Genomic DNA, 11,637 nt, shown 5'->3' with positions numbered 1-11,637 from the left:
GCCTGCCGCGCTGAAGCAAGATGTCAACGGCCCCAGTACTCGAACAGGTCCGAAGAGCCAGAGCTTCGCGGACCTGCTGCTACAAGGGGATTAGGTGATCGTCTTGTTCCGCTCCCGTGGCGCCAGCAGCCCGGTCAGGTACTCGCGAAACCCTCGCCGCTGGGCCAGGCTGAAGAAGAGGTCGTCGAACCGGGCCGCGTACTCCTCCAATGGCCCCGGCGCAGGCGGACACGGACGGCGAGCAGTCATCTTCAGCCCCCAGCCAGGCAGTTGACGCCTACCACCGGCCTACGACCAACCAGACCTGTCGTCAACCCACACCACCGCCGGATTCAACGAACTACCGTTACTGAGCTTTTCAGGTTGGGTTCGGTTGGTGTGAAGTGATGGTCAGTCCAGTCTCGGTGAGGCAGCCGTTGATGAGTTCGGGATGGCGCTGGAGATGGGCAAGCCCGCGGCGGAGGGCACGTGCAAGGTGGTCGGGGTCGCTGAACGCGGTGTTGGCCATCGGCCCGCGCCGCAACAGCGACCAGATGCCTTTCAGCCCCGCGCCTATCCCGCTGAGTTCCGCGCCCGTGCCATCGCGCTGGTTCGGGCAGGGAAAGAACAGAAGCAGACCGTCGTACTGCCGGAGATCAGTGACCCGTCGCAGGTCTCTCCGAAGGATGCCCGCGAGTTGTCGAAGCTGTTCTTCTTGGAGGACATCGTCCAGGTCGGCACCATCGGCCTCATCAAGGCCATCGACCGCTTCGAACTCACCCGCGAGGTCGAGTTCACCCCTTTCGCCGTCCCGTACATCGTCGGCGAGATTAAGCGCTTCTTCCGCGACACCACAGGGGCCGTCCACGTCCCGCGCCGCCTGCAGGAAGCACGCGCTCAGCTGGCCAAGGCCACCGAGGAGCTTCGCAGCCGGCTCGGCCGCAGGCCCACCACACGGGAGCTGTCCGAACTGATGTCCCTGTCGGAAAAGGACGTCATTCAGCGAAGACGGTGAGGCCGCCCTCGCCCCATGATCGCCGGACTCGACGACCGCGAACGCCGCATCATCCACATGCGCTACGTGAGACGGCGACGTAGTGCGCCGCGAGGGCGGCGATCGTCAGCGCGTGTAAGACCGCGTGGGCTGCCGGAGAGCTGAGGAGAAGCGGAGGCAGTGACGGGTCTCCCTCGGCGGTACCGGGCTCGTCACGGCAGGAGGCGTACCGCGGTGACCTTGCACTCGGGCAGGACGTGAGGCGGTTCACCCCGCTTCCGGGGAAGTGAAAGGAGCTGAGCACCTGGCCGGGGGCGGTCTGTTCGCTGACGCGGGCCACGAGCCGGGCCTGGCCGTGCCGGCGGGCCGGTCAGCTCTCGGAAGGGTGAAGCTCGCCGTGAGGGACCACCGCCACGGGACAGGTGTGCGTGGTGCAGCACGGCGTGGACGACGTGTCCCAGCGGTGCCCCGGGGGCGTGCGCGGCCCGACGGGCTCCGACCACGACCAGATCCACGTGGGCGGAGGCGTCGACGAGGGCTCCGGCCGGGGAGTGGGCCTGGACCAGATCGCTGGTCACCGTCAGACCGGGAAACTCGTCCCGTACGGGTGCTATGAGGCGGTTGGCGTAGCTCGCCTGCTCCTCTGCGACCTCGCTGAGGTCACCGAGCAACGGAACCATGCTTCCCGCGTACTGGTAGTAGGCGTAGGTGCTCAGCACGCGCAGCGAGGCCTTGTGCCGGACGGCGGTCTGCGCCGCGAAGCGCAGCACACCGAGATCCCGCTCGTCGCGTACGGCGACGAGGACGACTCCTGTGGTGACGTGATCGCGCTCGCCGCGCACCACGACCACGGGACCCTTCGCGTAGGCGGCCACACAGAGCCCGACCGATCCGACCAGAAGTGCGGCGAAGCCGCCGGCCCCGCGGGTACCCACCACGATGAGGCCGTTGTCGCCCGCGGCTTCGAGCAATGCCTGCGCGGCGGCCTCACGGCTGACCACGGGGACGACGCGGATGCCGGGCGCCTCGCCCTCCGCCACCGCGACAGCGCTCTCCACGGTGGCCGAACCGGCGTCGAGCACTCGCCGGGCCACGGATTCGGAGGGCACGTCCGCGACCAGGGTGTCCAGCGCGGTGGCACACACGATGTGCAGCGGCGCCCCCCTGCACGCGGCCTCGAGGGCGGCCCACCGCACGGCCGTCGCGGCGCTCTCGGATCCATCCGCCCCCACGACGACCGGTCCGTGCACGGTAACCATGATCCCTCCAAGGTTCAGGGTCATTCCACGGTGACACCGCGCGCGCAAGCCCGGGTGGTGGCCGTTCGTCCCCCAGGCTGGGCCGAACGGCCCCGCAAGGACCCGTTGTGAGGACCAATGGCTCCTGCCGGGCGGATGCTTCAAAGGTCTTTCATGGAGGTGTCGGCGGCGAGATCGCCGTCTGCGGAACCCAGGGGGTGGGACGAGGAGCCACACGAAGGGAAGGCACCGTGAACGCAGAACCTCTCGACATGGGCACCATCACCGCGCTCGTGACGGACGCCGTCGCCGCGCCCTCGCTGCACAATGCCCAGCCCTGGGTGTTCCGCTGTGCGCGGGACACGGGCGTCATCCGGCTCTACGCCGACCCGGAGCGCGCGCTCCCGCACACGGATCCGGAGAACCGGGGCCTACTCATGGGCTGCGGCGCCGCTTTGTTCAATCTGCGGGTGGCCGCTGCGGCGGCCGGGCTGACGCCGAGGGTGCTGCTGCTGCCCGATCCCGCCTCCCCCGAACTCCTCGCCGAGGTGCGTCTGTCCGGCACCGGGCCCCCCGGTGACCAACTCGCGCGACTGGCCCCCTCGATCCGGCGCCGGCACTCCAGCCGCTTCCCCTTCCGCGACGAGGAGATCCCTGCCGCCACGAGAGATCGGCTGTCCGAGGCGGCCCGCCTCGAAGCCGCGGAACTGTTCTTCCCCGACCCCTGGCATGTGCGGTCGATCCTCGACCTGATCCGGGACGCCGAGGACTCGGAAGCACTCGATCCGGCAGTACACGCGGAGACGGTGCGCTGGACGCGTACGGAGCCGTCGGCCGACACCACGGCGGCGGACGGCATCCCCGGCGAGGCGTTCGGGCCGCGGCAGCGCGGCAGATCGGCCCCCGTACGTGATTTCGCCGTCGGCCGTCCGATGCCGGGGCGCGACAGGAAAGCTTTCGAGAAGAATCCGAACATCGCTCTGCTCGGGACGGCCCGTGACGAACCCGTCGACTGGCTGTGCGCGGGTCAGGCGCTGGAGCGGGTTCTGCTCCAGGCCACCGCGGACGGACTCGTCGCCTCCATCACCTCCCAGCCACTGGAGTGGCAGGACATCCGGTGGGCCGTCCGCGACCCGCTCTCCGCCATGGCGAACGTCCAGATGGTGATCCGGCTCGGCCACGGCCCCGAGGGCGCGGCGAGCCCGCGGCGGCCGGTGGCAGACGTACTCGACTTCCTCTGACGTCGCCCCACATCAGCGAGGAGCAGTCTCATGAAGATCGCACAGGTGATGACGACTCCCCCGGTGTGCGTGGCACCTGACGTCACCTTGGCCGAGGTGGCCGGGCAGATGGCCGAACGCGCCGTCGGATCGGTTCTCGTGGTCCGGGACGGAGTGCTGCACGGCATAGTCACCGACCGCGATCTCGCCGTGCGCGGCATGGGCGCGGGCCTGGACCCGGGAGCGCGGGTGGACACGGTCATGTCGCCGTCCGCCGTCACGGTCGACGCCGACGACGACCTCCAGGTGGCCTACCGGACGTTCCGCCGGACAGGTGTCCGTCGGCTGCCGGTTCTGGACGGGGGCCGGGTGGTGGGGGTGCTGGCGGTCGACGACCTGCTTCTCGACGTCTTCCGACGGCTCACCGACCTGCTCGGCCCGGTCGCCTGGAGCATCCTGCAAGAACCACCGAAGACGCCTTCACGGGCCGACGGCGGCAGACCGGTCTCGCCGTAGGGGGCGCGGCGTCCGGGCGGTCACGACCGGCATCCGGGCCGCCGCGTACCCGGAACATGGTGCTACGTGCCGCGTCCCCTGTGCGTTCCTCTCCCCCGCCGGCAGCGGAACGCGCCAGCAGACCGATGCGCCACCGCTGCGGGATGTGCCCAACTCCAGCAGGCCGCCGAGTGGCCAGATCGTGCAGGTCGCGGGCGATCCGGTCGCGATCTGGAGCACGGCGATCTGCTCGGCGTCCCGCCGCCGCTCGGCGAGTTCCATCGCGATCGCGGCCTGTGCCGCGAACCCCTGCGACAGCGAGGTCACGTTGTCGGAGAGGACCTGCCCGCCGGCCTCGCGGGCCAGGAGCACCACTCCTCTCAGGTCGGCCGCGCCGGTACCGATGGGGACGGCCGCCGCCGGACCGAGCCCCTGGAAACGCGGTGGTTCGGGAGATATCCGCTCGTCCTGGGTGATGTCGTCGCTGTTGACGGGCGCGGCATGGGAGAAGGCCAGTCCCATCAGGGTCCTCTCCAGGGGCAGCACCAGTCCGCGGTGTGCTGCCGCGTCCACGCCCACGGCGATCTCCACGGCGAGCGACCTGCTGCCCTCCACGGGCAGCGCGACCGCCGCCAGAGCGGAGCAGGAGGTCGTGCACGCGATCGGGTTGCCCCGGGTGGTGCTGAGGCGGGCCTGAAGCTCATCCAGCAGATCGTCGAGTTTCAGGTGCGGCAGCACTTCGCGGAACTCGCTCGGGGTCTGCGCCATGCTCTCTCCGACTTCTCGGTACGTCCCGGTCGGCGCGCATCGGTCGGACTGGGGTCCCTTCCAACGGTTGTCCTCCACGGCCGGAGCCGGTAAGCCGGACGGCGGCCCGGCCGTGCCCCCACCGCCGGGGCTGAAAGTCGGGGGTGGGGGCTGAATGGCCCCTGCCGTCCGCCCGTCGGCAGGAGTCACCGTGGGAGTGACACCCCCTACCGCGCATGAGCGGACAAGAAAGAAGGCGGTGGAGAGCATGGCACTCCCCCTTGTCGTGGGCGTCGACGGATCGGACGGCAGCCTCCTGGCCATCGACTGGGCGGTGGACCTGGCCACGCGCGGCCGGCTTCCGCTGCGGCTGGTCCACGCGTCCCTGTGGGAGCGGTACGAGGGAGCGTTGCCGACCCTGAGCAGGGAACGCTCCTCCGAGCAGGTGCTGGCGGAGCACATCGTCGCTTCGGCGGCGGAGCGGGTTCGCCGGCACCACCCCGATCTGGAAGTCTTCACGGAGACAGTGCCGGCCGAAGTCGTTTCGACGCTTCTGGACGAAGCCCGCAACGCCACCGCCGTGATCACCGGTTCGCGCGGCAGGGGAGAGCTGAAGGGCACGCTGCTCGGCTCCGTGAGTCTGGCCGTCGCGGCGCGCGCCGACTGCCCGGTCATCGTGGTCAGGGGCGACAAGGCGGCGCTGGCCGGATCCCACGAGCGCATCCTGCTCGGTGCCGGTGACCCCGACACCTGCCGGGAAGCGGTCGCATTCGCGTTCCGGGAAGCCGTGGTCCGCGGGTGTGAGCTGGATGTCGTCCGGGCCTGGCGGTGCCCGGCCCGGGAAGCGGCCGACGACATCGCGTCTGCCGAGGATCCGGAGCATCAGCACGAGAAGGAGGCCGCCGCCCTCATCGAGAACCTCGTCGCCGACGCGTCCGCCGCCCATCCGGACGTGCGGTTGCGCCGGACGACGGTCGAGGGGGCGGCGCGCAAGGTGCTGGTCCATCGCTCGGCCGCCGCCGACCTCGTGGTCCTCGGAGCACGTCGCAGGTCCGGTCGCTTCGGGTTCCAGCTCGGCCGTGTGAGCCACACCCTGCTGCACCACGCCGCCTGCCCGGTGGCGGTCGTACCCAACCGGGCCTGATCGCCCGACGCGGTGCCGTCGGCCCCACCGTCCGGGAGGAGGCGGGTACGCACATGAATGCTCAGACCGCCGGCGCGGGCGAGGAGACGAGGGTGCTGGTCGTGGAGGACGACCGGGGAATCGCGGAGTCATTGGCGCGCGGACTGCGGCAGGCCGGTTACACCGTCGAGGACGTGCGGAGCGGCAGGGCCGCCCTGGCGGCCGACGCCCCCGACGTCGTCCTGCTGGATCTCGGGCTGCCGGACATCGACGGTGTCGAGGTGTGCCGGAGGCTGCGCGCCCGGTCGGATGCCGCGATCATCGCGGTGACCGCGCGAGGCGAGGAGGCGGACCGGGTGGTGGCCCTCGACCAGGGGGCGGACGACTATCTGGTGAAGCCGTTCGGGCTGGCCGAACTTCTCGCAAGGATGCGCGCGGTGCTGCGCCGGCGGCGCCCGGCCGGACCGGAGATCGTCCGGCACGGGCCGCTGGAACTGGACCTGCGCACCCGTCGGGTGTCGATGGGCGGACGTGCGGTGGCGCTGACGCCGAAGGAGTTCGGCATTCTGGAGTGCCTGGCCGCCGATCCGGGCCGGGTGGTCAGCCGGCAGCAGATCCTGGAGCGGGCCTGGGACGCCCATTGGTACGGGCCGACGAAGGTGCTGGACGTGCACATCGCCGCGTTGCGCCGCAAGCTCGGGGCGCCGGGCCTGATCGAGACCGTATACGGGCACGGCTTCCGACTCGGAGGGGTCGAGGCGCCCGGGGAACCCCAGCCGCCTCAGGCACCCCGGGAGTAGCCGTGACCCGCCGGATCGCCTGGACGCTCGTGGTCCTGACCTCCGTGCTGCTGGCGCTGGCGGTGATACCGCTCGCGGCGTCGTTGACGGCTCGTGAACGTGTCTCCTACCGCGACAGCCAGCGTGCGGCCACCCGCGTCGTCGCGGCGACGGCCGAGGAACATCTCTCCGACGGCGGACCGGCCACCGCACTGCGCAAGGAGCTTGCCGCGACTGCCCGCAGGGGGGACTGCGCTGCCGTGTACGACGCCTCCGCACGCCTGGTGGCCAGTACACCGTGCAAGGCGGCGACCGGGAAGGAGGCGGAGGAGCTGGTGGAGGACGTGCTGCGCGGCCGCGAGCCGGAGCCCCCGGAGAACGAGGGACGGCTGCTGGCCGCGGAGCCGGCCGGTGACGTGCGCGAGCCCCCGGGCGCGGTGGTCCTGGCCCGTTCGGCTGCTCCGCTCGATGCCCGGATCGCGGCGATCTGGGGCTGGTCCGCCGCGATCGGAGCGGCGGGGCTGGCGGCCTCCGTGCTCCTGTCCGTGCGCCTCGCCCGCTGGGTGAGCCGCCCGCTGTCGACGCTGGACGCCTCCACGCGGCGGCTCGGCGAGGGCACCCTCCACGAGCGGGCCGACGTCGGATCAGGTCCGCCCGAGGTACGCCGTCTCGCGGCCACGTTCAACACCATGGCGGCCCGCACGGAAGCCCTGGTGCACGGCCATCGAGCCGTGATAGCGGATGTGTCCCATCAACTGCGCACCCCGCTGGCCGCGCTGCGCCTGCGCCTCGACGTCCTGGCCGCGGGCGCGGACGACTCCACCGCCGCAGAGCTGGCCGGCGCCCAGGAGGAGATCTCCCGGCTGTCCCGTCTGGTCGACGGGCTGCTGGCGGTCGCGCGCGCCGAGCAGGCCACACCGAGCGCGACCGCGGTACGGGTCGACGAGGTGGTCGCCGAACGTGTGGCGGCCTGGACACCCGTCGCCGAGGAGCGCGGTGTCCGGCTGAGCGCCGATTCCGGAGGTACGGCGCTGACCGTCGCGTCGGGGAACGGTCATCTGGAGCAGATCCTCGACAACCTGATCGCCAACGCTGTGGAGGCCGTGCCGCACGGCGGGCACATCGTCCTGGACCACCGTGCGGCCGGTGCCACCGCCGCCGTCCGCGTGCGCGACGACGGTCCGGGGATGGCGGCCGACGCGAAGGCGACCGCGTTCCGCCGATTCGGCAGCCACAAGGCCGGCGGCACCGGGTTGGGCCTCGCCGTCGTCCACCGGCTGGTCACCGTCAACGGCGGCGGCGTACGGCTGGAGGACACCCCCGGCGGCGGGCTGACGGTCGTACTGGATCTGCCACTGTGGCTGGATCGCGGGCGGGAGCCGGCCGGTGGACCGAGATCTTTACCGGTTCCGAAGAAGTCCTGAGCGGGTTCCCCGGAACCGCGAGCACAGCCTGGAGATGCACACAGCCGATCCGGCCGCCGAACCTCCGGGAGCCCCGCCATGGCATCCTCGCCCGACGCCTTCCAGCCGACGCCCCCGCCGACCGGTTCCCCGCTCGCCCGCGATCGCGGCCTGCGCCGGAGCCGCCGTCTGACCCGGTGGATCGCCGTCACCGCGGTGGCCGGCGCGGCGGCCCTGGGCGGTCTCTACACGCACCTGCTACCGGGAGCCCCGGCAACACCGCCGCCCGCCTCCACCCCGTCCGCGGGGAACGCGACGGCATCCCCGTCCTCGTCAGCCGCGACCGCGGAGCATGACGACGAGGGCGACGACGACGGCGCGACCCCCGCCACGCCGTCGGCGCCGCAGCCCCCGGCCCAGCCACCGGCGCCCTCTCGGCAGCAGCCGCACACGACGACGGGGGCATCATGACCACGCATACGTCCACACCCACACCCGCCCGGATCGGATTTCCCGCCCTGGGCACCACGGCCGAACTGCTCGTCACCGATCCGAGTGCCCTGCCAGCCGCGGAGGCGGTACTGCGCGACGAGCTCCGAGCCGTCGACCTGGCGTGCAGTCGCTTCCGGCCCGACTCGGAACTCACCCGCGTCAACCTGAGCGCAGGCGTCCCGACGACAGTGAGCAAGCGCTTCGCCGAAGCACTCCAGGCCGCCCTGCGCGCCGCCCGGATCACCGGTGGCGCCGTGGACCCGACCGTGGGCCGCGCGGTGATCGCGCTCGGCTACGACCGCACCTTCGCCTCGGTGCGCCCCGACGATGCCCGCTCCGTGCCCGTGGGCCGGCCCGCGCCCGGCTGGCGACGGGTCAGGTGGAACCCGCGCACCCGGCAGCTGTGCCTGCCCCCGCACACCAGCCTCGATCTGGGCGCCACCGCCAAGGCTCTCACCTCCGACCGTGCCGCCCGGCAGGCTGCCAAAGCCACCGGCTGCGGGGTTCTGGTCAACCTCGGCGGAGACCTGGCAGCGGCCGGGACCGCGCCGGAGGGCGGCTGGCACATCGCGCTCGCCGACGACCACGCGCGGTCCGCGACGGTGCCGGGCCCCGCCGTGGCCGTGACCGGCGGGGCCCTGGCGACCTCCGGTGTCCGGGTGCGTACCTGGCGGCGTGGCGGACGGGTCCTCCACCACATCGTCGACCCGGTCACCGGGGAGCCGGCCGCGGTCGTATGGCGCACGGTCACCGTCGCGGCCACCACCTGTGTGGACGCCAACACGGCCAGTACAGCGGCGGTCGTACTCGGCGAGCGGGCGGTGCGCTGGCTGCGCTCCACCGGCCTTCCCGCCCGCCTGGTCGGTCCCGACGGCACGGTCGTACGCCTCGGCGGCTGGCCGCCCGACCTCGCGGCTCCCGACTGCGGAGGCCCGCGATGACCACCCTCGCCCTTGCCGGCAGCCCCCTGTGGTACGCCAGTCGTGCCGGCGGCACCCTGTCGCTGGTCCTGCTCACCGCAACCGTGGTGCTCGGCATCGCCTCCGGCGGGCGGTCCGCACCCCGCCGGATCGGCCGGTTCGAGATCGGGCTGCTGCACCGCAACCTGTCCCTGCTCACGCTGGTGTTCCTCGCCGCCCACGTGGTGACGGCGGTACTCGATCCGTTCGTTCACCTGGGATGGGCGGTCGCCGTGGTCCCGTTCGGGGCGTCGTACCGGCCTCTCTGGCTCGGGTTGGGCACCGTCGCGGCCGACATGCTCCTCGCGGTTCTGGTCACCAGCGCGATGCGGCTCCGGCTGGGGGTGCGCCGCTGGAAGGCCGTGCACTGGCTGGCCTATGCCGCCTGGCCGCTCGCCCTCTTCCACGGCGCCGCGACCGGTACCGACACCCGCCTGCCCCTCCAACTGTGGCTCTACGCCGGATGCCTGGCATCGGTGGTCGCCGCCGTGTGGTGGCGTCTGGCGAAAGCCGGTCCGGGACGGGTGAGCGGTCGCCTCGTGGCCGCGGCTGCCGCGACCGCCGTACCCGTGGTGCTGACCGTGTTCCTGGCCACCGGGCCGCTCCAGCCCGGCTGGGCCCACCACGCCGCCACAGCGGCGCTCCTTTCCGGGGGTGGACGGTGAACTCCTCGACCACGGCGGTCTTCGCGCCCGGCCACCGCACGCCCGAGCCGGACGACGCCACCGCGCGGCTCTTGGCGGGATGGCAGGCCACAGGGAGGCCGGCCACCCTGACCGATCACCAGCGACGCCATGGACCGTCCCCCGTCACCACGGCCCTCGGCGGCCGTACGCCGATGGCGCTGGTGGAGGTCGTCGAGGCTGCCGGGCTCACCGGACGCGGCGGCGCCGGTTTTCCCACGGCCCGGAAACTGCGGGCCGTCGCCGAAAGCCGTGGCCGGGCCGTGGTCGTCGTCAACGCCATGGAGAGCGAACCCGCCGGCCGCAAGGACCAGTTCCTCATCACGGTCGCCCCCCATCTGGTGCTCGACGGCGCCGTCCTCGCCGCTGCCGCGGTGGGAGCCGACACCGTCCACGTGTGCCTGCCCCGCACCCGCCCGGCCCAGCACCAGGAGCTCGGCGCGGCCGTGGAGGAACGACGACGTGCCCGCCTCGACCGCGTACGGATACGTCTACACACCCTGCCGCACGCATATGTCGCCAGCGAGTCGACCTCGCTGGTCCGCTGGCTCAACGGGGGGCCGGCCCGCCCGACGGGAAACCCTCCGCGCACCCACGAACGCGGCGTGGCCCGCCGCCCCACCCTCGTCCACAACGCCGAGACGCTCGCCCATCTCGCCCTCGTCGCCCGGTACGGACCTGACTGGTTCCGGCAGACGGGCACCCCGGAAGAGCCGGGTACCACGCTCCTCACCGTCTCCGGCGCTGTGGCCGCTCCCGGCGTCCTCGAAACGGCGCTCGGCACGCCGCTCGCCACAGTGCTCGACCGTGCCGGGGGCCCCTCACAGCCCCTCCAGGCGATCCTGCTCGGTGGCTTCGGCGGCGCCTGGCTCCCGGTGGAGCACCTCCCGACACCCCTGACCCGTCACGAACTTGCTCCGCTGGGAGCGGCACCGGGCGCCGGTGTCCTCGTCGCGCTCCCGCGCTCAGCCTGCGGGCTGAGAGAAACGGCCCTCATGCTGTGCTATCTCGCGGCCCACAGCGCCCGCCAGTGCGGCCCCTGCCGCTTCGGACTACCCGCCGTGGCCGAGGACTTCACCGCACTGGCCACCGGCCGGATCCACGCGGAGTCGCTGTCCCGACTTCGTCTCCGAACAGGTCTGCTGCCCGGCCGCGGGGCCTGCGGCCACCCGGACGGGGCCGCCCGTTTGGCAGCCTCCGCTCTGCGTACCTTCGCCGACGACGTCGACCGGCATCTCACCCACGGCACCTGCCCCGCGGCGCACGAGCCGCCGCGGATCCCCGTACCACCCGCCACGCCCCCGGAGGCATGGCGATGACCCCGGCCCGGACCCTGCGCGTCGACCGCATCGCCTGTACCGGCCGGGGACTGTGCGCCGAACTGCTCCCCGAGCTGATCGACCTCGATGAATGGGGCTACCCCATTCTCAAGGAGAACAGCGTCCCCGACCGGCTGCGCGGCCACGCCCGGCGGGCCGTCGCCGCCTGCCCACGCCTGGCCCTGCACACGGACGGCGGGTGAGGT

Annotated in this window: 11 protein-coding genes and 2 pseudogenes; 11 read left to right on the top strand and 2 right to left on the bottom strand. The window is 72.3% G+C overall.

All coding sequences use genetic code 11. The features are described from left to right. Positions 1-580: 580 nt before the first annotated feature. Positions 581-1,096, top strand: a pseudogene (locus ACFYR3_RS43440) (sigma factor); the annotation flags it as partial. An 89-nt stretch (positions 1,097-1,185) separates the two neighbouring features. Here ACFYR3_RS43440 and ACFYR3_RS43435 read toward each other — a convergent pair. Further along, a complete protein-coding gene (locus ACFYR3_RS43435) occupies positions 1,186-2,232 on the bottom strand; it encodes a universal stress protein (RefSeq protein WP_389287855.1) in 1,047 nt (348 codons plus the stop codon). Between the two features lie 230 nt (positions 2,233-2,462). Here ACFYR3_RS43435 and ACFYR3_RS43430 point away from each other — a divergent pair, with 230 nt between their 5' ends. Beyond that, the gene (locus ACFYR3_RS43430; RefSeq protein ID WP_389287853.1) at positions 2,463-3,452 is read left to right on the top strand and encodes an Acg family FMN-binding oxidoreductase; all 990 of its coding nucleotides are present in this window, start codon (positions 2,463-2,465) and stop codon (positions 3,450-3,452) included. Positions 3,453-3,482: 30 nt separating this feature from the next. Continuing rightward, on the top strand, positions 3,483-3,947 hold the full coding sequence (locus ACFYR3_RS43425; protein WP_389287851.1) for a CBS domain-containing protein: 465 nt from the start codon (positions 3,483-3,485) through the stop codon (positions 3,945-3,947). 148 nt (positions 3,948-4,095) lie between these two features. On the opposite strand, the pseudogene ACFYR3_RS43420 reads toward ACFYR3_RS43425, so the two are convergent. Then, a pseudogene (locus ACFYR3_RS43420) lies at positions 4,096-4,568 on the bottom strand (histidine kinase); the annotation flags it as partial. A 373-nt stretch (positions 4,569-4,941) separates the two neighbouring features. Here ACFYR3_RS43420 and ACFYR3_RS43415 point away from each other — a divergent pair. The 8 genes from ACFYR3_RS43415 (at position 4,942) to ACFYR3_RS43380 (ending at position 11,634) form a co-directional block, all read left to right on the top strand. Beyond that, complete coding sequence (locus ACFYR3_RS43415) at positions 4,942-5,817, top strand: universal stress protein (protein ID WP_389287849.1); 876 nt, start codon at positions 4,942-4,944, stop codon at positions 5,815-5,817. 53 nt (positions 5,818-5,870) lie between these two features. Further along, the gene (locus tag ACFYR3_RS43410) at positions 5,871-6,596 is read left to right on the top strand and encodes a response regulator transcription factor (RefSeq protein WP_355839299.1); all 726 of its coding nucleotides are present in this window, start codon (positions 5,871-5,873) and stop codon (positions 6,594-6,596) included. Between the two features lie 2 nt (positions 6,597-6,598). After that, positions 6,599-7,999 carry a sensor histidine kinase gene (locus tag ACFYR3_RS43405; RefSeq protein ID WP_389287847.1) on the top strand — a complete coding sequence of 467 codons (1,401 nt, stop codon included), beginning with the start codon at positions 6,599-6,601 and terminating at the stop codon, positions 7,997-7,999. A 78-nt stretch (positions 8,000-8,077) separates the two neighbouring features. Continuing rightward, positions 8,078-8,449 (top strand): hypothetical protein, encoded by a 372-nt coding sequence (locus tag ACFYR3_RS43400; protein ID WP_389287845.1) that lies wholly within the window; start codon positions 8,078-8,080, stop codon positions 8,447-8,449. Continuing rightward, positions 8,446-9,411 carry an FAD:protein FMN transferase gene (locus tag ACFYR3_RS43395; RefSeq protein WP_389287843.1) on the top strand — a complete coding sequence of 322 codons (966 nt, stop codon included), beginning with the start codon at positions 8,446-8,448 and terminating at the stop codon, positions 9,409-9,411. The genes ACFYR3_RS43400 and ACFYR3_RS43395 overlap by 4 nt, the downstream gene beginning before the upstream one ends. Then, on the top strand, positions 9,408-10,094 hold the full coding sequence (locus ACFYR3_RS43390; protein ID WP_389287841.1) for a ferric reductase-like transmembrane domain-containing protein: 687 nt from the start codon (positions 9,408-9,410) through the stop codon (positions 10,092-10,094). Before ACFYR3_RS43395 ends, ACFYR3_RS43390 begins: the two co-directional genes overlap by 4 nt. Then, positions 10,091-11,431, top strand: coding sequence for an NADH-ubiquinone oxidoreductase-F iron-sulfur binding region domain-containing protein (locus ACFYR3_RS43385; protein WP_389287839.1), 1,341 nt, complete (start codon positions 10,091-10,093; stop codon positions 11,429-11,431). The genes ACFYR3_RS43390 and ACFYR3_RS43385 overlap by 4 nt, the downstream gene beginning before the upstream one ends. Further along, positions 11,422-11,634, top strand: coding sequence for a ferredoxin (locus tag ACFYR3_RS43380; RefSeq protein ID WP_389287837.1), 213 nt, complete (start codon positions 11,422-11,424; stop codon positions 11,632-11,634). The genes ACFYR3_RS43385 and ACFYR3_RS43380 overlap by 10 nt, the downstream gene beginning before the upstream one ends. Positions 11,635-11,637 lie beyond the last annotated feature (3 nt).

Source organism: Streptomyces sp. NPDC005784 (genome assembly GCF_042871525.1).
GTDB lineage: Bacteria > Actinomycetota > Actinomycetes > Streptomycetales > Streptomycetaceae > Streptomyces.
The sequence above is the reverse complement of the archived record's forward strand: the minus strand, read 5'-3'. Positions and strand labels throughout refer to the sequence as shown.

What these genes read in the sequence shown, in the direction of transcription:
- ACFYR3_RS43395 (WP_389287843.1), top strand. Translation starts at nt 8,446, where the DNA reads ATGACCACGCATACGTCCACACCCACACCCGCCCGGATCGGATTTCCC.
- ACFYR3_RS43425 (WP_389287851.1), top strand. Translation starts at nt 3,483, where the DNA reads ATGAAGATCGCACAGGTGATGACGACTCCCCCGGTGTGCGTGGCACCT.
- ACFYR3_RS43380 (WP_389287837.1), top strand. Translation starts at nt 11,422, where the DNA reads ATGGCGATGACCCCGGCCCGGACCCTGCGCGTCGACCGCATCGCCTGT.
- ACFYR3_RS43410 (WP_355839299.1), top strand. Translation starts at nt 5,871, where the DNA reads ATGAATGCTCAGACCGCCGGCGCGGGCGAGGAGACGAGGGTGCTGGTC.
- ACFYR3_RS43415 (WP_389287849.1), top strand. Translation starts at nt 4,942, where the DNA reads ATGGCACTCCCCCTTGTCGTGGGCGTCGACGGATCGGACGGCAGCCTC.
- ACFYR3_RS43435 (WP_389287855.1), bottom strand. Translation starts at nt 2,232, where the DNA reads ATGGTTACCGTGCACGGACCGGTCGTCGTGGGGGCGGATGGATCCGAG.
- ACFYR3_RS43400 (WP_389287845.1), top strand. Translation starts at nt 8,078, where the DNA reads ATGGCATCCTCGCCCGACGCCTTCCAGCCGACGCCCCCGCCGACCGGT.
- ACFYR3_RS43390 (WP_389287841.1), top strand. Translation starts at nt 9,408, where the DNA reads ATGACCACCCTCGCCCTTGCCGGCAGCCCCCTGTGGTACGCCAGTCGT.